This window comes from Yoonia vestfoldensis SKA53, assembly GCF_000152785.1.
In the GTDB taxonomy this organism is placed as follows: Bacteria; Pseudomonadota; Alphaproteobacteria; order Rhodobacterales; family Rhodobacteraceae; genus Yoonia; species Yoonia vestfoldensis_A.
Genome location: NZ_CH672414.1, coordinates 1,891,576 through 1,912,763, shown reverse-complemented (window position 1 = coordinate 1,912,763; position 21,188 = coordinate 1,891,576). Strand labels below are relative to the sequence as shown.

Genomic DNA, 21,188 nt, shown 5'->3' with positions numbered 1-21,188 from the left:
ACCTGTCCTTGGCAGCAGAAGGACAGATCATGCAGCACGCAATCCGGCTCGGCGTCGATATCGGCGGCACATTCACCGATGTGGTGCTGGAACTGGCGGGGGCCAGCCATTCGACCAAGGTGTTGACCACCTATGCTGCACCCGAGGATGCGATCATCGACGGGATGCATCAGGTCTGCGCCAAGGCGGGGATCAGCCCTGCGCAGATCGGCCAGATCATCCATGGCACGACGCTGGCGACCAATGCGCTGATCGAACGGCGCGGCGCGCGCACGGCGCTGATCACGACGGAAGGCTTCCGTGACGTGATCGAGATGCGTACCGAAAGCCGGTTTGAACAATATGACCTGAACCTGCAACTGCCTGAACCCCTGCTGGCGCGACAGCACCGGTTCACCGTGACGGAACGTGTCGATGCGCAAGGTGCCGTCCTGATCCCGCTCGACCGCGAAGAAGTTGTTGCACTGGCCGAGGATATGGCCAGCTATAATTTTGACAGCATCGCCGTGGGCCTGATCCACGCCTATCTGAACCCCGAACATGAACGCATGATCCGTGATGTGCTGGCCGAACGCCTGCCGGGGGTGATGGTGTCGCTGTCGTCCGAAGTCTCGCCCCAGATGCGCGAATATGAACGGTTCAATACGACCGTCGCAAATGCCTATATCAAGCCCTTGATGAAAACCTATCTGGACCGCTTGAAATCGCGGCTGGCGGATGAAGGCGCGGATTGTCCGGTGTTCCTGATGCATTCGGGCGGCGGGATCATCAGCCTTGAAAACGCGGCAGAATTTCCGGTCCGGCTGGTGGAATCGGGACCAGCGGGGGGGGCTGTGTTCGCCGCTCATATCGCCGCGCGTTACGGTTTGGACAAGATCCTGTCCTTTGACATGGGCGGCACCACGGCCAAGATCTGCCTGATCAAGAACCAGACCCCGAAAACCGCCCGTGTCTTTGAGGTGGCGCGCAGTTACAGGTTCAAGAAAGGCTCTGGCATGCCGATTTCGATTCCCGTGATCGACATGGTTGAAATCGGCGCAGGTGGCGGCAGTCTGGCCCATGTCGATAGCTTGCGTCAAATCCGCGTCGGGCCGGAAAGTGCGGGGTCCGAACCGGGGCCCGCCTGCTACGGGCGTGGCGGGTCAAGACCCGCCGTCACGGATGCCGATCTGGTGCTGGGCCGGCTCGACCCCGACAATTTTGCCGGTGGGTCGATCAGGTTGCACAAAGGCGCGTCAGATACGGCGCTGACAGCACTTGGCGCCCCGCTGGACATGGACGCCCTGACCGCCGCTTATGGTCTGGCCGAGGTCGTGGATGAAAACATGGCCAATGCCGCGCGTGTCCATGCGGTGGAGAATGGCGAGGATCTGGCCGGTTACACCATGATCGCCTTTGGCGGGGCTGCGCCTTTGCATGCGGGGCGCTTGTGCGAAAAGCTGGGCGTTACGCGCCTGCTGGTGCCGACGGGTGCGGGTGTTGGCTCTGCCATCGGGTTTTTGCGCGCGCCGTTCAGTTTCGAGGCGACACGCAGTGTGTATATGAAACTGTCGGCGTTTGACGCAGCAATGGTGCGCGACCTGCTCGCCGCCTTGGCGGAGGAAGCGACAGGTTTCGTGCGTAATTGCGATGCTGCTGCCCCGATCACGGCGCAATACAAGGTTTATATGCGCTATACCGGCCAAGGCTGGGAAATCCCCGTCAGCCTATGCGCGGATCAGGCGGCCAACCCCGATGCCGTGACATTTCAGGCGCTGTTCGAGGCGGATTATACTGCCCTGTTCGGCCGCACCGTCACCGGCATGGATATCGAAATCACCGTCTGGGCGGTCAATGCAACCACCGCCAGCGCCACAGCCGCCCCGCTGCCCGTCACCCCCGCAGGCCGTGCGATCACGGGCCATAGTACCCGCGCCCTGTTCGACCCTGCGCTGGCAAAGACCGTGCAGGCGCAAATCGTCCCGCGCGCCGGGCTGGCGCCGGGCGATACCGTCACAGGCCCCGCGCTGATTACCGAGGATGAAACCACCATCGTTATCCCCGCCAGCCGACACGCCATTGCCCGCCCCGACGGCAGTATCGACATCACGGAGATCAGCGCATGAGCAATGTCGCCAACCAAGTCATGTGGAACCGGCTGATTTCCATCGTCGAGGAACAGGCGCAGGCGCTGGTCCGTACCGCCTTTTCGACATCCGTGCGCGAGGCAGGCGATCTGTCCGCAGGTGTCTATGACGCTGCGGGCCTGATGCTGGCGCAGGCGGTTACTGGCACGCCTGGTCATGTGAACGCGATGGCCGATGCCGTGCCACATTTCATCCGCCGCATCGGGCGCGCCACGATGCGCGAAGGCGATGTCTATATTACCAACGATCCGTGGGAAGGCACCGGCCATCTGCATGATTTCACCGTTGTGACGCCATCCTTCTACCAAGGCCGCCACGTCGGGTTTTTCGCCTGCACCGCCCATGTCGTCGATGTGGGTGGGCGCGGGTTTGGCGCTGATGCAGCCAGCGTCTACGAGGAAGGCATCCACATCCCCATCATGCGTTTCGCCCATGCGGGTCGCGTGGACGAAACCCTGATCGCGATCATCCGTGGCAATGTGCGTGAACCGGAACAGGTGGTCGGCGATCTTTATGCTTTGGCCACCTGTAACGAGATTGGCCAGCGGCGGCTAGCGGAAATGCTGGCGGAATTTGCGCTGCACGATCTGGATGGGATCAGCGATTTCATCCTGACCAATTCGCGCCGCGCCACCTTGGAACGGATCGCCGCCTTGCCGCGCGACAGCGCCACAGGGGCGATGCGGATCGACGGGTTTGATGTCCCCATCGACCTTTGCGTCAGTCTGAAAATCGAGGCTGACCGGATCATCTGCGATTTCACCGGCACATCTGGCGTGGACAAGAAAGGCATCAACGTGCCGCTGGTCTATACCAAAGCCTATGCCTGCTATGCGCTCAAATGCGCGATAGCACCTGAAATCCCCAACAACGCCGCCTCGCTTGCGCCGTTCGAAATCACCGCACCCGAAGGCAGCATCGTCAATGCGGTGCATCCGGCGCCCGTCGCGCTGCGCCACATCATCGGGCATATGATCCCCGATGTGGTGTTCGGCGCACTGGACAAGATATTGCCTGCCACCGTTCCTGCCGAAGGGGCAGGGTGTCTGTGCAATTTTCAGGTCAGTCTGCGCCCTGCCACTGGCCAAGGGCGCAGGGCCGAGGTGCTGACCTTCAACTCTGGCGGGGCAGGGGCGCGGCCTGCTTTGGACGGGCTGAATGCTACCGCCTTTCCGTCTGGCGTGATGACCATGCCGGTCGAGGCCACTGAACATACCGGCCCCGTCATCATCTGGCGCAAGGAATTGCGCCCCGACAGCGGCGGTGCGGGCCAGTTCCGCGGCGGACTGGGCCAGTTCATGGAGGTCGGCCCCGCGCAAGGCTTCGAGGCTGACTTTTCCGCCATGTTTGACCGTGTGCATCACCCTGCACGCGGCCGGCAGGGGGGGGCTGATGGCGCTGCGACCACGATTGCGCTGGACGATGGCAGCACGATGCAAGGCAAAGGCAAGCAATTCGTCCACGCAGGGCGGCGCGTCATGCTGGGGCTGCCGGGGGGGGCGGGTTACGGGCCTGCCGCTAAGCGCGACCCTGCCCTTATCAAGCGCGATCTTGCGCGTGGCTATATTTCTGCGAAAGCTGCGATGCGCGATTACGGCCTGACCGAGGCTGATGTCGCTGCCGTGCAAGCCCAAGTCACCAAGGGAGAAACCGCCTGATGCAGACGCCTTTGCAAAACAGCTATGACGTGGTCATCATCGGCGGCGCGATGCTGGGGTCGGCGGTGGCGTGGTTTCTGACCGACAACCCCGATTTCGACGGTTCCATCCTTGTTGTGGAACGCGATCCCACTTACGCGCAGGCCGCCACATCGCTGACCAATTCCTGCATCCGCCAGCAATTCAGCGCCGCGATCAACGTGCAGATTTCGCAATTCGGCGCGGATTTCGTCAAGAATTTCCCCCGCTACATGGGCAACGACCCGCGTGTGCCACAGCCGCGCCTGCACAGTTTCGGCTATCTTTATCTGGCCGACACGCCCGCCTTTGCCGCAGCCTTGCGCGATGCACAGACGGTGCAGGCGGCCTGCGGGGCTGGCACCCGCCACATGACCCGTGATGAAATCGCCGCCGCCTATCCGTTCTACCAGCTGGATGATATCATCGCGGGCAACCACAATCTGGTGGATGAGGGCTATTTTGACGGCAACACCCTGTTTGATTGGTGGCGGCGGTCCGCGCGCGAACGCGGGGTGGACTACATCACGAACGAAGTCACCGCGATCACCCGCGATGCCAGCGGCACCCGCGTGCAAAGCGTCACGCTGGCCACGGGCGACACCATCGCCTGCGGCCATGTCGTGAACGCCGCAGGCACGCGCGGCGCGCAGGTGGCGGCGATGGCGGGGATCAGTATTCCGGTGGAACCGCGCAAACGCTACACCTTTATCTTCGAGGCTGCGCAAAGGCTTGACCGTGACCTGCCGCTGACGATTGACCCAAGTGGCGTGCATGTCCGCACCGACGGACAATATTACATGGCCGGTTGCCCACCCGAAGATGACCAGCCCGTCGATCCCACTGATTTCACCGAAGATCACAGCATCTGGGAAGACCACGTCTGGCCCACCATCGCCACCCGCATCCCGCAATTCGAGGCGGTGAAGCTGCGCAATTCATGGGCGGGGCATTATGATTACAACACGCTCGACCAGAATGCGATTGCGGGGCCGCACAGCGGGGTGGTCAATTTCATCTTTGTGAACGGGTTTTCGGGGCATGGGTTCCAGCAATCGCCTGCCATGGGGCGGGGCATTGCGGAGTGGATCACCTATGGTGCTTACCGCACGCTGGACTTGACCCCGTTCGGCTATACCCGCATCGCAAAGGGTGAAAAGTTTATCGAAAAAGCGGTGATCTGAACCGCGACGAAAGGAAATACCATGAAGAAACTTGTCCTGACAGGTGCTGCGGGCCGGCTTGGGTCTCACTTGCGCGAACCGTTGACGCGGATGTGTGACGAACTGGTTTCCACCGATATCGTGGCGGATATCGGCAAGCTCTATGACGGTGAAAGCTATGTGCAGGCCGATCTGACCGATCTGGCCGCGATGGAAGCTATTCTCAAAGATGCCACGATGGTCGTGCATTTCGGCGCCATCGGCGACGAGGCGCCGTGGGACGATATTTTGCAATCCAACATCATCGGGGCCTATAACGTCTGGGAAGCGGCCTATCGCCAAGGCGTCAAACGAGTGGTTTACGCCAGTTCCGTTCATGCCGTGGGCATGCATCTGAAAACCGACACCATCGGGTTGGATGCACCGCATAAGCCCGACACCTATTACGGTCTGGCCAAGTGCTTTGCCGAGGATCTGGCGAGTTTGTACTGGGACAAACGCGGGGTGGAATCGGTTTGCATGCGCATCTTTTCCTGCGCGCAGGCGACGAATGCGCGCAGCATCGGCACTTGGCTGTCCTATGGCGACCTGATCCATCTGGTGGAACGGTCCATCGACAGCCCTGTCGTGGGCTTTACCAAGGTCTGGGGGATTTCCAACAACGACCGCGCGGTGGTGGACAACAGCAAGGCAGGGCATCTGGGGTTCCGGCCCAAGGATAATGCCGAACAATTCGCGCAGGATGTGTTCGCCAAGACACCGCCGCTTGATAACAAGGACCTTGCCAATCTGTGTATCGGCGGTCCCTTTGCCACCGTGGAATTGGGCAATTCGGGTGTGGCTGTCCTCGGCGTGGTGAACGACAAGAAAACCACCTGAGCCTCTGCGCGGTCAGTCCTTGGCCGACCGCGCAACCCACATGCCGGCAAGGATCAGGGCAACGCCTGCGATGCGCGCCAATGTATTGCCCGCTGTGCCCATGATGATGTCGATCATAACGCCCGAAATCATCTGCCCCGCGATGATCAGGAGCGCCGTTTGCGCCGCCCCGATCCGCGCGATCAGCCAAGACCCTGCGGCAATGAACACCACGCCGACGGGGCCGCCAAGATAGGCCCACCACGGGGCATCCTGCGGCGCGCCCGCGAACAATCCGCCAAAGACCAGTGCGGCCAGCGTGATAAAACCCAACCCCACGACGTGATTCCAAAATGACGATTCCCATGCCGATGTGGATAGCGCCAAGCGCCCGTTGATCTGGCGCGACAACGAGACCAGCACGCCTGCCAGCAGGGCAAGGGCGGCAAAGCCGATCATGCCGCACCGCCCAGAAAGATCAGCACCAGACTGCCCGCGATGATCAGCGCCAGCGCCAGATAATCGCGCGCCTTTGGCATCCGTTGCGGCAGGCCGAACAGCCCGCGGATATCGGCGAACAGGCTGAACAGCATCTGCCCCGCCAACCCCAGTGCGATCGTGCCGGACAACGCTAGCGCCGTGTTCATCGTGGCTGAGGTCAGCATCACGGTTACACCCCCCACAACGCCCCCCAGATAGGCCCAAAGCGGCGGGTGCGATATGCCCGCGCGGCGCGGACGCAGCGCCAGCAGGATCACGATGGCCAGCGCTGTGCCTGTCAGATGCGGCACCCATGATGCGAACAACAGCGATCCGTAGGTGGCCAGCGTCCCGTTGAACAAAACCATCAACGACAACAGACTGCCCGCCCCAAAAGCAGCTGTGAAATGCAAAAGACGTGGGGCAGGGACAGGATTGGACATGCCGCGATCTATTCACCGATAAAAGTGCAAAGGCAATCCTTGCGGCGGATGCGGTGGGTCAGGTGGGACAGCAATCAAAGACTGGCAAGCGGCGTGCAATCCAGTGTGCTACGTTCAGAATCAAAGTTCTGCAACGCAACACGAGCCAAAGGCCTGCCAACTCATTAAACAAAAACCAAGTTACAAAAGGCGCCTGTGTCAACGTTGCCGTCCCGCGGTCTGCATGACAGGCAGATGTGGTGATAATTTGGCGAAACTTTTACTTTCCTGCGTTCGACGGGAAAAGAGAGGCCGTTGACACCCCCCGATTCCTGTTTATAAGCGGCGACTTCATTGGTGTTGGTGGACCGCGCAAGCGGAACCCTGTCGGCGTGGCAAAATCCACGCAAAGGACAACGCCCTTCGTAACTTACAGAAGGAGATCAGCGTATGACCAAACGTACCGCTGCCAAGTATAAAATTGACCGCCGGATGGGTGAAAACATCTGGGGCCGTCCAAAATCCCCCGTCAACCGTCGCGAATACGGCCCCGGCCAGCACGGCCAGCGCCGCAAGGGCAAATTGTCAGATTTCGGCACCCAGCTGCGCGCAAAGCAAAAGCTGAAAGGCTATTACGGCGACCTGACCGAAAAGCAGTTCCGCCGCATTTATGCCGAAGCCGAGCGCGTCAAGGGTGATACTGGCGAGAACTTGATTGGTTTGCTGGAGCGTCGTCTGGACGCTGTCGTTTACCGCGCCAAGTTCGTGCCAACTGTTTTTGCGGCGCGTCAGTTCGTGAACCACGGCCATGTGACCGTGAACGGCCAACGCGTGAACATTCCGTCCTACCGCGTGAAAGAAGGCGATGTGATCGAAGTCCGCCAGAAATCCAAGCAATTGGAAATCGTTCTGGTTGCCGCCCAACTGGCCGAGCGTGACGTGCCCGATTACATGGAAGTTGATCACAACAAGATGATCGCGACTTTCGTGCGCACCCCTACGTTGGGCGATGTGCCTTATCCGGTTACGATGGAACCGAACCTCGTCGTCGAATTTTACGCCAAGAACTAATCCGACCCGGTGTCGCGATTGCAAAGCCGCCCTTCGGGGCGGCTTTTTCGTTTTGGCAAACCCAAAAGCGCTCCGCGCGGGGATATTTATACTCGGAAGATGATAGCGGCAGCTTGTCTCTGGTCACGGCTTGGTCGCGCGGGTAGAACGTGCAAAACTTTACGCGGAAGACATTAACATGGCGACTGGCATTCAACCCCAACCCGGCATTCTGGATATTGCGCTTTATGTGGGCGGAGCGTCGCGGTTGGACGGGCAGAGCAATGTGCTTAAACTGTCCTCGAACGAAAACCCGCTTGGGCCAAGCCCTGCAGCGGTGCAGGCGTTTTCGCGTGCGGGCCATGATTTGCACCGTTATCCTTCGACTGATCATGCCGATCTGCGCGTTGTGATTGCCGAGGTTTGGGGCGTCGATCCCGCGCGTGTCGTGTGCGGCGTCGGGTCTGGCGAGATCCTGAAACTCCTGGCCGAAGGCTATGCCGGGCCGGGCGATGAGGTGGTGTTCACCGAACACGGCTTTTCGATGTATCCGATCTATGCACATGCATGCGGCGCCACGCCCGTCATCGTGCCAGAACGCGACCGCGTGGTCGATGTGGATGCGATCCTGGCCGCCTGCACCGACCGCACGCGGCTGATCTATCTGGCGAACCCCGCCAACCCCACCGGCACGATGATCCCCGAACCCGAGGTCGCGCGCCTTGCCGCCGGTCTGCCGCCGCAGGCTTTGCTGGTGCTGGACGGCGCCTATGCCGAATATGTCGAAGGTTTCGATGCTGGCCGCGCGCTGGTCGAGGCGCGCGAGAATGTCATCATGACGCGCACCTTTTCCAAGATCTACGGTCTGGGCGGGATGCGCGTGGGTTGGGCTTACGGTCCGCAGGCGGTGATCGATGTGCTGAACCGGCTGCGCGGGCCGTTCAACCTGTCCGCTGCAGCACTTTCCGCTGCCGAAGCCGCGATGCGCGACACCGCCCATACCGAGCGCTGCCGTGCCGAGAATGCCCGCTGGCGTGACTGGCTCGCGGCTGGACTGGCTGATCTTGGCGTCCCATCTGACCCATCCAGCGCAAATTTCATCCTGGCCCGTTTCGCCTCGGCGGCCGAAGCGCAGGATTGTGATGTCTATCTGCGCTCGCAGGGTATTATCGTGCGGCAGGTCGCGGGTTACGGTTTGCCACAATGCCTGCGGATCACAGTGGGTGACGAATCGGCCTGTCGGCGTGTCGTGCATGCTGTGGGCCAGTTCAAGGGTTCACGCTGATGGCGGTGATCTATGACAAGGTCGCGCTGATCGGTCTGGGCCTGATCGCGTCATCCATGTGCCATGCGATCCGGCGTTCCGGGCTGGCGCGGCAGATTGTCGGCTATGCAAGGTCTGCCGAAACACGCGCCACCGCGCGCGAGATTGCCCTGTGCGATCTGGTGACTGACACCGCGGCCGAGGCTGTGGCGGATGCCGATCTCGTCGTGCTGTGCGTTCCCGTGGGTGCGATGGCCGATGTCGCCCGCGACATCGGCCCGCATCTGAAGCTGGGGGCAACGCTCAGCGATGTGGGGTCGGTCAAACGCGCTGTGATCGACGCCGTGGCACCGTTCGTACCTGAAGGCGTGCATTTCATCCCCGCCCACCCGCTGGCAGGGACAGAACATTCCGGGCCACGATCAGGCTTTGCCGAATTGTTCGACAACCGGTTTTGTATTCTGGTGCCGGTTGCTGGCACCGATCCGGCAGCTGTGGCGCGTCTGGCCGATCTGTGGCGCGGTATGGGCAGCAATGTCGATGAAATGGATGCCGACCACCATGATCTGGTGCTGGCTGTCACCAGCCACACCCCGCATTTGATCGCCTATACGATGGTGGGTGTCGCCGATGAATTGCGCCGCGTGACCGATAGCGAGGTCATCAAATATTCGGCCGCCGGATTTCGCGATTTTACCCGCATCGCGGCATCCGACCCGACCATGTGGCGCGATGTCTTCTTGCATAACAAGGAGGCGACACTGGAAATTCTCGGTCGTTTTACCGAGGAATTATTCGCCCTGCAACGCGCGATCCGGCTGGGGGATGGTGATCATCTGCATGCCTATTTCACCCGCACGCGGTCGATCCGCCGGTCGATCATCGAGGCAGGGCAGGACACAGATGCCCCGGACTTTGGCCGCGCCAAGGCGAAAAAGACCTGATTCATGCGCCTTTACCCGCCCAATCGGCAGTTCTATAAGGCGCGCATGCAGCGCCTAAAGATCATCGTCATTACTTGCCCGGCGGCCTGACATCAGGCTGGCCGGGAAAAGGTGTCTGCGCCCGCGCACCGCTTTTCATCCGCATTCTGACCAAAGGACACGCGATATGTGCGCCGAGACCACCGATTACAAAGATACACTGAACCTGCCACAGACAGATTTCCCGATGCGCGCAGGCCTGCCCAAACGCGAACCCGAATGGCTGGCCCGTTGGGCGCAGATCGGTGTTTACGAAAAATTGCGCGCCAAGGCCGCAGGGCGGACACCCTTTACGCTGCATGACGGCCCGCCCTATGCGAATGGCAATTTGCACATCGGCCACGCGCTGAACAAAATCCTGAAAGATATGGTTGTGCGCAGCCAACAGATGATGGGCCGTGATGCGCGCTATGTGCCGGGCTGGGATTGTCACGGCCTGCCCATCGAATGGAAGATCGAGGAAAAATACCGCGCCAAAGGCCAAGACAAAGACGCGATCAATGTCGTGGATTTCCGTCAGGAATGTCGCAAATTTGCCGAAGGCTGGGTTGATATCCAGCGCGAGGAATTCAAGCGGCTTGGTATCACCGGCAATTGGGATGATCCGTATCTGACCATGGCCTTTCACGCCGAACGCGTGATCGCGGAAGAATTCCAGACATTCCTGATGAATGGCACGCTCTATCAAGGGTCCAAACCCGTGATGTGGTCGCCGGTGGAAAAGACTGCGCTGGCAGAGGCCGAGGTAGAATACCATGACCGCCAGACAGATGCGATCTGGGTGAAGTTTCCCGTTCGGGAAGCCTCTGGCGGGAGTATTTTGAACAAAGCGACAGTGCTGATCTTTACAACGACCCCGTGGACCATCCCGCAAAACCGCGCGATCTGTTTTGGCCCGAACATCGCTTATGGCCTGTACGAAGTGACCGGCACACCTGATGAATGCTGGGCAGCGGTCGGCGACACCTATCTGATTGCAGATGCCCTGGCCGCCGATGTGATGGACAAGGCGCGGCTGGATGCGGGGATGTTCACCCGCCTGCGCGATGTGACGCCGGAGGAGCTGGCTGGGCTGACCTGTGCGCATCCGCTTGCTGGTGCCGATCCCGAATGGGATTTCCCTGTCCCGCTGCTGCCCGGCGATCACGTGACCGATGATACCGGCACCGGCTTTGTGCATACCGCGCCCAGCCATGGTGACGACGATTATGCCATCGGGGTCAAACATGGCTTGCCGATGACCTACAACATTCTTGATGACAGTTCCTACCGCGCGGACCTGCCGTTCTTTGGTGGCGAATGTATCCTTAAACCCAATGGCAAACCCGGTGGTGCCAACAAGGCGGTGATCGACAAGCTCAAAGAGGTGTCGGCCCTGATCGCCACCAAGCGCATCACCATTTCCGATGCTCACAGCTGGCGGTCCAAAGCCCCCGTTATCCGCCTGAACCGTCCGCAATGGTTCGCTGCCATCGACAAGGCTGTTGGTGACGGCCAAGACACGTATGGCACCACGATCCGTGAACGCGCGCTGCGGTCGATCGATGAATTGGTGACATGGACGCCCAAGACAGGCCGCAACCGGCTCTATTCCATGATCGAGGCGCGGCCGGACTGGGTTCTGTCCCGCCAGCGCGCCTGGGGCGTGCCGCTGACCTGTTTCACGAAGAAAGGCACACAGCACAGCGACCCTGATTTCCTGCTGCGCAACGCCGATGTGAACGCCCGCGTGCTGGAGGCTTTCGAGGCCGAAGGCGCAGATGCATGGTACAAGGATGGGGCAAAGGCACGGTTCCTGACGGGCATCGTTGACCCTGACGCCTATGATCAGGTGTTCGACATTCTGGACGTCTGGTTTGACAGCGGTTCTACCCATGCTTTCGTGCTGCGCGACCGTGCGGACGGGTCCACCGACGGCATGGCTGATCTCTATCTGGAAGGCACCGACCAGCATCGCGGCTGGTTCCATTCCTCGATGTTGCAGGCCTGCGGCACCAAGGGCCATGCCCCCTATCGCGGGGTCCTGACGCATGGGTTCACGTTGGATCAGAAGGGCATGAAAATGTCCAAATCCATCGGCAACACCATCGCGCCCGAAAAGGTGGTGCAGCAATACGGCGCCGATATCCTGCGGCTGTGGGTGGCGCAGTCCGATTACACCGCCGATCTGCGCATCGGTGATGAAATCCTCAAAGGTGTCGCCGACAGCTATCGCCGCCTGCGCAACACGATGCGCTATATGCTGGGATCACTGGCCGATTTCTCGGAAAGTGACCGCATGGACCCCGCCGATATGCCAGAACTGGAACGCTGGGTGCTGCACCGTATCGCTGAACTCGACGTGACTGTGCGCGAAGGCTATGCGCGGTATGATTTCCAAGGCGTGTTCCAAGCGATCTTTACCTTTGCCACTGTCGATCTGTCGGCCTTTTATTTCGACGTTCGCAAGGACGCGCTTTATTGCGATGGCGATACTGCACGCCGGCGGGCCGCACGGACTGTGCTGGACATCCTGTTCCACCGGATCACACGTTGGCTGGCACCGATGCTATGCTTCACGATGGAAGAGGTCTGGCTGGAACGTTTCCCCGGCGATGACAGCTCGGTCCATCTGGAGGATTTCGCAGACACCCCCGCTGACTGGCGCGACGATGCGCTGGCTGCAAAATGGGCGACAGTCCGCCGTGCTCGCCGTGTTGTCACGGGTGCTTTGGAGGTGGAACGCACCGCCAAGGTGATCGGTGCCTCGCTCGAGGCGGCACCAACCGTCTATGTCACCGCAGATGTGGCAAAGGTGCTGGACACCACCAGCTTTGACGATCTGTGCATCACCTCGGCCATCACGATCAGCACTGATCCCGCCCCTGAAGGCGCATTCCGGCTAGATGACGTCGCCGATATCGCCGTGGTCTTTGCGCATGCGGCGGGCGATAAATGCGAACGCTGCTGGAAAATCCTGCCCGATGTCGGCACCCATGCGCATACGGGCGTTTGCGGGCGCTGCGACGCGGCGCTGGGATAAACGCAAAAGGGCGGCCCATTGTGCCGCCCCTGTTCATCTTGCGAGCGCGTTGAAGCGCCAATGGCAATTCAACGTGATCCCCGCCGGAGGCCAGAAAGTTTTTCTTCAGCCGTCTTTGCCATAGATGATCTGTTGCCCGATGCCTGCGAACAGCAGGTAGACCGATGTCACAACCAGCCCCCAATGGGCCAGCGTATCGGGATGGAAATCGACCCAGGCCGCCCAGGCCGCAAAGAAAGTCCAGCCCAGCGCCATCGGCAAGGTCACGTTCCGCCAACGTTTCGTGCGGACGGGGTGGACGAATTTCAGCGGGGCAAACATCGCCACCGCCAGCGACGACACCAGCATCAGCGAGACCCAGAAATTCGGCTCTAATGCAAAGATCACAAGGACCAGCATGTTCCAGCAGCCCGGAAAACCCGAAAAGGAATAATCCTTGGTCTTCATCCGAGTATCAGCGAAATAAAGCGCCGAGGCAAAGGTGATCACGATGATTGCGGTCCAGCCTGTCCAGCCTGGCAGCAGTCCTGACTTGAATAATGCATAGGCAGGCACAAAGACATAGGTCAGATAATCGATGATCAGGTCCAACAGCACACCGTCGAACACGGGGGCGTTGCGGGTGACCTCGTATCGGCGCGCCAATGGCCCGTCGATCCCATCAACAAAGAACGCCACGACCAGCCATAGGAACATCAGGTCCCATTTCTGGTCCACCGCTGCCAGCATCGCCAGCATCGCAAAAACGGCACCCGAGGCAGTCAGCAAGTGAACGAAAAGGGCCTTGGTACGTAAATTCATCAAAACGTCATAGCCAATTTTCATCCTAGAGCAACGGCAAACTCAGGCTTTGGGATGCGCACGGTCATAGACAGCCATCAATTGCGCGGCATCGACGGCGGTATAGGCCTGCGTGGTCGATAGTGACGCATGGCCCAGCAGTTCTTGAATACAGCGCAGATCACCGCCCGCCGCCATCAGATGTGTGGCAAAGGAATGGCGCAGGGCATGGGGTGTGGCGGTGCCGGGCAGGCCCAGTTGCAGGCGTGTCTGTTCGACAACCTTCTGGATCGCGCGCGGGGCCAGCGGGCCGCCGCGGATAGCACGGAACAATGGCGCATCGGCGGCTTGCTCATAGGGGCAAAGCCGCAGATAGCCCGCGACAGCATCGCGCGCGATGTCCAGCACTGGCACGATCCGTTGCTTGCCGCCCTTGCCGGTGATCCGCAGCACGGGCGGCAGCGGCGCATCGCGGCCTTGCAGCGACAGCGCCTCTGATATCCGCAGACCGCAACCATACAGCAAGGTGACAACGGCCGTATCGCGGGCCGCGACCCAAGGATCACACGCCTGCAGACCAATCTGGTCGATCATGTCGCTGGCGGCAGGGGCGCTCAACGGACGGGGCAGCTTGGGCTGGAACTTGGGCGCGCGGGTGGACAGAACGGCCGTTGGCTCGAAGCCTTCGCGCGCGGCCAGCCAGCGATAGAACGATTTGACCGCCGACAGCGACCGCGCGAGCGAGCGTGCGGCGACACCGCGCCCACGTTCATGCGCCATCCATGCGCGCATATCCGACAAGGTCACGCGCGCGAGCGGGCCAAGACCCTGCGTATCCCCATTGTGCTGCGTCAGGAAGGCCATGAAGCCCAGCACATCGGCGCGATAGGCTACAATCGTATTTTCTGCGACACCGGCAAGCGCGCGTTCATGGTCCAGCCAGTGATCCAGCGTTGCGGTCAGCGCGGGCGCGATGAAGGCCATTAGGCCAGCCAGCGGCGCAGCACCCGTTCCAGAACGCCGGTGAAAAACACCAGCAGATCGGTGCCTTGCGACTGACTGAACTGCGCAGCGTTTTCGCTGCCCATGACCAGCATCGCAGGGCGACGGCCTTCGCCAAGGTCAAGTTTCAGGCAGGCTTCGGACTGGATGAACGGCGCGCGGTCGCCATAAAGGCTGGCGCCGACATTCTGGAACTTGCGCAATGTCACCTGCCGGGCCGGCATGTTCCGCCCAAGCGTAATGTATTGATCCACGAATCCCGCTGCGACCACGACAATGGCCGGGTCCATGGCAGGATGATCCGCCGGTGTATCCGTTTCCAGCGCCAGCCGGATCGCATCGACGCGCAATGTATCGGCGACATCGCCTGTCAGGTCGCGCAAAAAGCTGGCAAAGGTCTGGGCATCCATCATCCGCAGGATTGCGCGATGCACCTGATTGGTGCCTGCCAGATTGTCATAGGCGGCGGCGATCACATTGCGGTGGGTGTCTTCCAGCCGGTCGAAACGCGCCTCCAGCCGTTCCATCGCGATGGCGCGCAGATCGACGATATTGCCGCCGCGCGCGTCGTCATTCGCGCCGACAAGGGCACGCATCACGTCGTGATCATCCAAAAGGAAATCGGGGTTCGCAATGATCCTTGCGCGAAGATCATCCGCCAGTGAAGACTCTGTCATATGCCTGCTCTGCTTTTGTTTTGTAACAAGCTAGCAGGTCCGCAGGCGGGATGCCGCAACTTTTTTCGCCATACCACCTTGGCGAGGCGTTTTTATCAAGCGCGGCGCGTAAGGTCGGTCTGGACCCACCTTACGCAGGTTGTATCACAGGATCTTGATGCCGGCCTTTTCCACATCCGCCATAAAGCCCGCCAGACCCTTGTCCGTCAGGATATGGTTCGCCATCGCCTTGATCACCGCAGGCGGTGCCGTGGCCACATCGGCCCCGATCTTGGCGCAATCTGACATGTGGTTGGCGGTCCGGATCGAGGCGGCCAGGATCTGCGTCTTGAACCCGTAATTGTCATAGATCGTGCGGATATCCTCGATCAGTTCCAGCCCATCAAGGTTGATGTCATCCAGCCGCCCGATGAACGGGCTGATGAAAGTCGCGCCCGCCTTGGCCGCCAGCAGGGCCTGATTGGCCGAAAAGCACAGGGTGACGTTGACCATGATACCTTCGTCCGACAGCGTTTTGCAGGTCTGCAGACCTGCCCATGTCAGCGGCACCTTGACCGCGATGTTATCGGCGATCTTGGCCAGCTTGCGGCCTTCGGCCAGCATCGTGTCCGCGTCCAGCGCCACCACTTCGGCTGATACGGGGCCTTTTACCAGATCGCAGATCTCTTTGGTGACTTCGAGGATGTCGCGCCCCGACTTTGCGATCAGCGACGGGTTCGTGGTGACCCCGTCCACCATGCCCAGATCGTGTAGTTCCTTGATCTGGTCAAGTTCGGCCGTGTCGACAAAAAACTTCATAACTTCCCTCCGGGGATGGGTTGGTGTTTGTTGCTCCAGCGTTTACCTGAGGACGCAGGCAGCGTGAACCCTCAAAAGGCGGTTATGATCCCAAGCTATTTCCCACAAGGCGATCTGGTCGGCGTGCTGACGACCCAACCGCTTGACAGGCTGCTGGATTACAAGGCGCCTGAAGGCGGCTGTCATCTGGGTGCCTTTGTCGAGGTGCCGCTTGGGCCGCGCAAGGTGCTGGGCGTGGTCTGGGGGCCGGGGCAGGGGGATTATGACAGTGCCAAAATCCGCTCGGTAATCCGCGTGCTCGACCTTGCGCCGATGCGCGACGAGATGCGTGATTTCCTGATCCGTGCCGCCGATTACACCCTGACACCCATGCCCGCGATGCTGCGCCTTGGCACCCGCGCGCCGGGGTTGGGTGATGCGCCATCCATGCGCAAGGTGTATCGCCTTGGCACACGCGACCCCGATCGCAAAACCGCTGCCCGCGACAAGGTGCTGGCGGTGCTGCGTGACTATGGCGGGCTGGCCTTTACACTTGGCGAACTGGCCGATGCGGCAGATGTCGGCACATCGGTGGTCAAGGGGCTGGTCGCCCAGGGGGCAGTTCTGGAAGAAGACGCGCCGCGCGATGTCCCCTATCCGCCGCTTGACCCCGACCACGGCGGCAAGGCGCTGAACCCCGATCAGGCGGTTGGGGCAGATGCCCTGCGCGCCGCCCTGCGCAAGGAGGGCTATGGCACCACCCTGCTGAAAGGCGTGACAGGATCGGGCAAGACCGAAGTTTATCTTGAAGCCGTCGCCGAATGTTTGCGCATGGGCAAACAGGCGCTGGTGCTGCTGCCCGAAATCGCCCTGTCAGGCGAATTCATCGAACGGGTCGAGGCGCGGTTCGGCATGCGGCCCGCTGAATGGCATTCGGGTGTCACCATGACGGAACGGCGGCGCTGCTTTCGGATGGTCGGGCAGGGGGATGCGCAACTGGTTGTGGGCGCACGCTCGGCGCTGTTTTTGCCGTTCCGAAACCTTGGCCTGATCGTCGTCGATGAGGAACACGACACGTCCTATAAACAAGAAGACGGCGTGCTTTATAACGCCCGCGACATGGCGGTGCTGCGCGCGGCACTTTGCGGGGCGCAGGTCGTGCTGGCCTCGGCCACACCCAGTCTGGAAAGCTGGGCAAATGCGCAGGCGGGCAAATATGCGCGGTTGGACCTGACCGCGCGGTTCGGCGCGGCTGTGATGCCGGAAATGGCCGCCATCGACATGCGGGTCGAGGAATTGCCGCACGGGCGGTGGGTTTCACCCACCTTACGCGACGCCATCGCCAACAGGCTGGAAAAGGGCGAACAATCGCTGATCTTTTTGAACCGGCGCGGCTATGCGCCGGTCACGCTGTGTCGGGCCTGCGGGCATCAGATCGGCTGCGACCATTGCGACGCGCGGATGGTCGAACACCGGTTCCAGAAACGGCTGATGTGCCACCAATGCGGTGAAACCAAACCGATCCCGGTGATCTGCCCGTCTTGTGGTGCCGCCGACAAACTTGCCGCTGTCGGCCCCGGCGTGGAACGGATGGGCGAGGAGGTGGCAGCCCTGTTCCCCACCGCCCGTATCGCCGTGCTGTCGTCGGACCTTTACGGATCGGCCCGCGCCATGAAGGCGCATATCGCTGAGATCGCCCAAGGCGGCACCGATATTATCATCGGCACACAACTCGTCGCGAAAGGGCATAACTTTCCGCTGCTGACACTGGTCGGCGTGATCGACGCCGATCTGGGGCTGCAAGGGTCTGATCTGCGCGCCGCTGAACGCACCTTCCAACTGATGCGGCAAGTCGCCGGGCGCGCCGGGCGCGCGGCAATCCCCGGTGCGGCGCTGTTGCAGACCTACCAGCCCGATCACCCCGTGATCCGCGCGATTCTGAACGGGGACGAAGAAAGTTTCTGGTCGGCCGAGGCCGCCGAACGCCGCGGTGCAGGTGTGCCACCTTACGGGCGGATGGCGGGCATCATCCTCAGCGGGCCGGACCTGAAGGCGGTGTTCGATCTTGGCAATGACATGGCGCGGCGCGACGGGCCCTTACGCCAGATCGGTGCGCAGGTTTTTGGCCCTGCCCCTGCCCCCATAGCCCGCGTGCGCGGCAAACACCGCGTGCGCCTGCTCGTGAAAGCCGACAAATCGGCGCCCCTACAAGCGGCACTCGCGCAATGGGTTGCGCAATTCCGGTTGCCCGCGAACCTGCGCCTTGCGATCGACATCGACCCGCAGAGTTTCTACTAGCCCATCTTCCGAGCCCGTGAATTGCCTTTGGCAATTCATGTTAATCCCCGCCGGAGGCTTAAAAGTTTTTCTTCTCCGGCACGTCCTCGCCCATTTCCTGCCGCCAGTGACGGCGACACAGTGACACGTACCGGTCATTCCCGCCGATCACGATCTGGTCGCCCGCCGTCATCACACGGCCTTCGGCATCCTTGCGAACGACCATCGTCGCCTTTTTGCCGCAATGACAGATCGTGCGGACCTCGCGCATTTCATCTGCCAGCGCCAGCAGCGCGGCAGAGCCTGGAAACAGCGCGCCCAGAAAATCCACCCGCAGCCCGAAGGTCATGATCGGCACGCCCAGATCATCGACCGCGCGCGCCAATTGCCAGACTTGTTCGGGGTCCAGAAATTGTGCCTCGTCGATGAACACACACGCGCAGGGGCCGCAGTCCAGCCGCGCCTTGATCTTGGCGAACAGGTCCTCGCCGGGGGCGAAGGTGTCGGCATCCGCACCAATCCCGATCCGGCTGCCGATCCTGCCATGGCCCGCGCGGTTATCCAGCTGCGCGATCATCAGATAGGTCTGCATCCCGCGTTCGATGTAATTATGCGACGCCTGCAACAACACGGTCGATTTGCCCGCGTTCATGGTGGAATAGTTGAAATAAAGCTTTGCCATCCCGCTGATTTGCCCGCTGTCAGCCGCCTTGGCAAGACCCGCAGGCCTGTTCACACGCGCCATCTGTGATAGGTCCATCATTGATCACATGCGAAAGAGACGCCCATGGACCTGTCCGATCTGCCAAATATCACCCCCGGTGCCTTGCAACGGTTGGACCATGCCACCCTTGCCGGGCCGGATGATGCAGGCCACCCGCCGCGTATCCTTTTGCTTTACGGGTCGTTGCGCCCGGTCAGCTACTCGCGCCTCTGCGCCGAGGAAGGTGCGCGGGTGCTGCGTGCGCTGGGCTGCGAGACGCGGTTTTTCGACCCCTCGGGCCTGCCATTGCCCGATGACGGGGTTGATGCCGACCATCCCAAGGTCGCCGAACTGCGCGATCTTGCGCTTTGGTCCGAAGGCATGGTCTGGTCCAGCCCCGAACGGCACGGCGCGATGACGGGGATCATGAAAACCCAGATCGACTGGCTGCCGCTCTCGCCCATTGGCGGCATCCGCCCGACGCAAGGCAAGACACTGGCGCTGATGCAGGTATCTGGCGGGTCGCAATCATTTAACACGGTCAACCAGATGCGGATTCTGGGGCGCTGGATGCGGCTGATCACGATCCCGAACCAGTCCTCGGTCCCGATGGCGTGGCAGGAATTCGAGGGCGGGCGGATGAAACCATCCCCGCTCTATAACCGGATCGTCGATGTGATGGAGGAACTGGCCCGTTTCACCCTGATGACCCGCAGCCGTGACAAGATGCTGACGGATCGCTATTCTGAACGGGTCGAGACGTTGCAGGATGTGCATCAACGGATCAGCGGCTAGGCGCGTTCCACGATCACCGATCCCACCGAATAGCCTGCGCCGAAGGAGCAGATCAGCCCTTTGTCGCCCGGCGCCAGATCGACGGAATGTTTCGCAAAGGCGATGATCGACCCGGCCGATGACGTGTTGGCATAGTCCTGCAAGATATTGGGCTGCTCATCCGGGGCGGGTACGCGGCCCAGCACTTTGCGGCCAATGTAATCGTTCATCGTCTTGTTGGCCTGATGCAGCCAGAGCCGGCGCAGGCTGTCCGCGCTCACGCCGTCATCGGCCAGATGGTCGGCGATATGCTGGCTGACCAGCGGCAGTACCTCTTTGAAGACCTTGCGCCCGTTCTGCATGAACTGCATGTCGCGGCGGTCGTCCATCGCGTCATGGGTGCGACGTAGATAGCCGTTGTTGTTGCGAATATTGTTGCTGAACTGGGTGGCGCAACGGGTGGACAGCACCTTGAAATGCGGCTTGTCCAAGCCTTCGTCGCGTTCCAGCAAGGTCGCCGTGGCAACATCGCCGAAAATGAAATGGCAATCACGGTCGCGCCATTCCAGATGGGCGCTGCAAATCTCGGGGTTGACGACCAGCGCGCGCCGGATCGACCCCGCGCGGATCATATCAGCGGCGGTCTGGATGCCGAAGGTCGCGCTGGAACAGGCGACGTTCATATCAAAGGCAAAACCGCCCGCGCCCAAAAGCTGTTGGATTTCCACGCCAATCGCCGGATAGGCGCGTTCCATGTTAGATGCGGCACAGATCACCAGATCGACGTCGGCGGCATTCACACCTGCGGCCGCCAGCGCCTTTTGCGCGGCATCGACGCCGATTTCCGCCATGTAGCCGGGCGCGTCATCGGGGCGCTGTGGCAGGCGAGGAAACATGCGCGCGGGGTCCATCAAGCCCGATTTATCCAGCACATAGCGCTGTTCGATACCGGAGGCGGCAAGGATGAAATCGGCCGAGGAATGCGGTTTCGCGGCGACAGCACCGGTGGCTATGGCATCGGCGTTCTGCGCGTTCCACAGGTCGGCATGCGCGTTAAAGGCTGCGACCAGTTCGTCATTGGTGATGACTTGGGACGGGGTGAAAACCCCCGTCCCGGTGATGGCTGCCTTGTGCATATCCGCCCTCGTAAATTC

General features: G+C 61.1%; 18 protein-coding genes. 10 read left to right on the top strand and 8 right to left on the bottom strand.

What is annotated here, in order from left to right; genetic code table 11:
* The first annotated feature begins 29 nt into the window (after positions 1-29).
* The 4 genes from SKA53_RS09330 to SKA53_RS09315 are packed head-to-tail and all read left to right on the top strand — an operon-like array spanning position 30 to position 5,844.
* Entirely contained in the window at positions 30-2,105 is a 2,076-nt protein-coding gene (locus SKA53_RS09330) for a hydantoinase/oxoprolinase family protein (protein WP_007205887.1), read from the top strand.
* Positions 2,102-3,784: a hydantoinase B/oxoprolinase family protein gene (locus tag SKA53_RS09325; protein WP_007205886.1), complete on the top strand. Its 1,683-nt coding sequence runs from the start codon at positions 2,102-2,104 to the stop codon at positions 3,782-3,784. Before SKA53_RS09330 ends, SKA53_RS09325 begins: the two co-directional genes overlap by 4 nt.
* Positions 3,784-4,986, top strand: coding sequence for an NAD(P)/FAD-dependent oxidoreductase (locus SKA53_RS09320; RefSeq protein ID WP_007205885.1), 1,203 nt, complete (start codon positions 3,784-3,786; stop codon positions 4,984-4,986). The genes SKA53_RS09325 and SKA53_RS09320 overlap by 1 nt, the downstream gene beginning before the upstream one ends.
* 21 nt (positions 4,987-5,007) lie before the next feature.
* Complete coding sequence (locus SKA53_RS09315; RefSeq protein WP_007205884.1) at positions 5,008-5,844, top strand: NAD-dependent epimerase/dehydratase family protein; 837 nt, start codon at positions 5,008-5,010, stop codon at positions 5,842-5,844.
* A gap of 12 nt (positions 5,845-5,856) precedes the next feature.
* Here SKA53_RS09315 and SKA53_RS09310 read toward each other — a convergent pair whose 3' ends face one another.
* Positions 5,857-6,282 carry a DMT family transporter gene (locus tag SKA53_RS09310; RefSeq protein WP_007205883.1) on the bottom strand — a complete coding sequence of 142 codons (426 nt, stop codon included), beginning with the start codon at positions 6,280-6,282 and terminating at the stop codon, positions 5,857-5,859.
* Complete coding sequence (locus tag SKA53_RS09305) at positions 6,279-6,746, bottom strand: DMT family transporter (protein WP_007205882.1); 468 nt, start codon at positions 6,744-6,746, stop codon at positions 6,279-6,281. Before SKA53_RS09305 ends, SKA53_RS09310 begins: the two co-directional genes overlap by 4 nt.
* 429 nt (positions 6,747-7,175) lie before the next feature.
* On the opposite strand from SKA53_RS09305, the gene rpsD reads away from it, so the two are divergent.
* The 4 genes from rpsD (at position 7,176) to ileS (ending at position 13,044) form a co-directional block, all read left to right on the top strand.
* Entirely contained in the window at positions 7,176-7,796 is a 621-nt protein-coding gene (gene rpsD, locus SKA53_RS09300) for a 30S ribosomal protein S4 (protein ID WP_007205881.1), read from the top strand.
* A 178-nt stretch (positions 7,797-7,974) separates the two neighbouring features.
* On the top strand, positions 7,975-9,060 hold the full coding sequence (hisC, locus tag SKA53_RS09295; protein WP_007205880.1) for a histidinol-phosphate transaminase: 1,086 nt from the start codon (positions 7,975-7,977) through the stop codon (positions 9,058-9,060).
* The gene (locus SKA53_RS09290) at positions 9,060-9,983 is read left to right on the top strand and encodes a prephenate/arogenate dehydrogenase family protein (protein WP_007205879.1); all 924 of its coding nucleotides are present in this window, start codon (positions 9,060-9,062) and stop codon (positions 9,981-9,983) included. Before hisC ends, SKA53_RS09290 begins: the two co-directional genes overlap by 1 nt.
* A gap of 166 nt (positions 9,984-10,149) precedes the next feature.
* The gene (ileS, locus tag SKA53_RS09285; RefSeq protein ID WP_007205878.1) at positions 10,150-13,044 is read left to right on the top strand and encodes an isoleucine--tRNA ligase; all 2,895 of its coding nucleotides are present in this window, start codon (positions 10,150-10,152) and stop codon (positions 13,042-13,044) included.
* Positions 13,045-13,149: 105 nt separating this feature from the next.
* Here ileS and SKA53_RS09280 read toward each other — a convergent pair whose 3' ends face one another.
* From SKA53_RS09280 to fsa, 4 genes are all read right to left on the bottom strand, one after another.
* Positions 13,150-13,845 (bottom strand): CDP-alcohol phosphatidyltransferase family protein, encoded by a 696-nt coding sequence (locus tag SKA53_RS09280; RefSeq protein WP_040483247.1) that lies wholly within the window; start codon positions 13,843-13,845, stop codon positions 13,150-13,152.
* A gap of 42 nt (positions 13,846-13,887) precedes the next feature.
* Complete coding sequence (locus tag SKA53_RS09275; protein WP_007205876.1) at positions 13,888-14,808, bottom strand: tyrosine recombinase XerC; 921 nt, start codon at positions 14,806-14,808, stop codon at positions 13,888-13,890.
* The gene (locus tag SKA53_RS09270) at positions 14,808-15,503 is read right to left on the bottom strand and encodes a DUF484 family protein (RefSeq protein ID WP_007205875.1); all 696 of its coding nucleotides are present in this window, start codon (positions 15,501-15,503) and stop codon (positions 14,808-14,810) included. Before SKA53_RS09270 ends, SKA53_RS09275 begins: the two co-directional genes overlap by 1 nt.
* Positions 15,504-15,647: 144 nt before the next feature.
* Positions 15,648-16,301: a fructose-6-phosphate aldolase gene (gene fsa / locus SKA53_RS09265; RefSeq protein ID WP_007205874.1), complete on the bottom strand. Its 654-nt coding sequence runs from the start codon at positions 16,299-16,301 to the stop codon at positions 15,648-15,650.
* Positions 16,302-16,385: 84 nt separating this feature from the next.
* On the opposite strand from fsa, the gene SKA53_RS09260 reads away from it, so the two are divergent.
* The gene (locus SKA53_RS09260) at positions 16,386-18,578 is read left to right on the top strand and encodes a primosomal protein N' (protein ID WP_007205873.1); all 2,193 of its coding nucleotides are present in this window, start codon (positions 16,386-16,388) and stop codon (positions 18,576-18,578) included.
* A 58-nt stretch (positions 18,579-18,636) separates the two neighbouring features.
* Here SKA53_RS09260 and SKA53_RS09255 read toward each other — a convergent pair whose 3' ends face one another.
* Complete coding sequence (locus tag SKA53_RS09255; protein ID WP_040483246.1) at positions 18,637-19,239, bottom strand: thymidine kinase; 603 nt, start codon at positions 19,237-19,239, stop codon at positions 18,637-18,639.
* Positions 19,240-19,344: 105 nt separating this feature from the next.
* Here SKA53_RS09255 and arsH point away from each other — a divergent pair, with 105 nt between their 5' ends.
* Complete coding sequence (gene arsH, locus SKA53_RS09250; protein WP_007205871.1) at positions 19,345-20,055, top strand: arsenical resistance protein ArsH; 711 nt, start codon at positions 19,345-19,347, stop codon at positions 20,053-20,055.
* Here arsH and SKA53_RS09245 read toward each other — a convergent pair.
* Positions 20,052-21,170 (bottom strand): beta-ketoacyl-ACP synthase III, encoded by a 1,119-nt coding sequence (locus tag SKA53_RS09245; protein ID WP_007205870.1) that lies wholly within the window; start codon positions 21,168-21,170, stop codon positions 20,052-20,054. The genes arsH and SKA53_RS09245 overlap by 4 nt on opposite strands.
* Positions 21,171-21,188 lie beyond the last annotated feature (18 nt).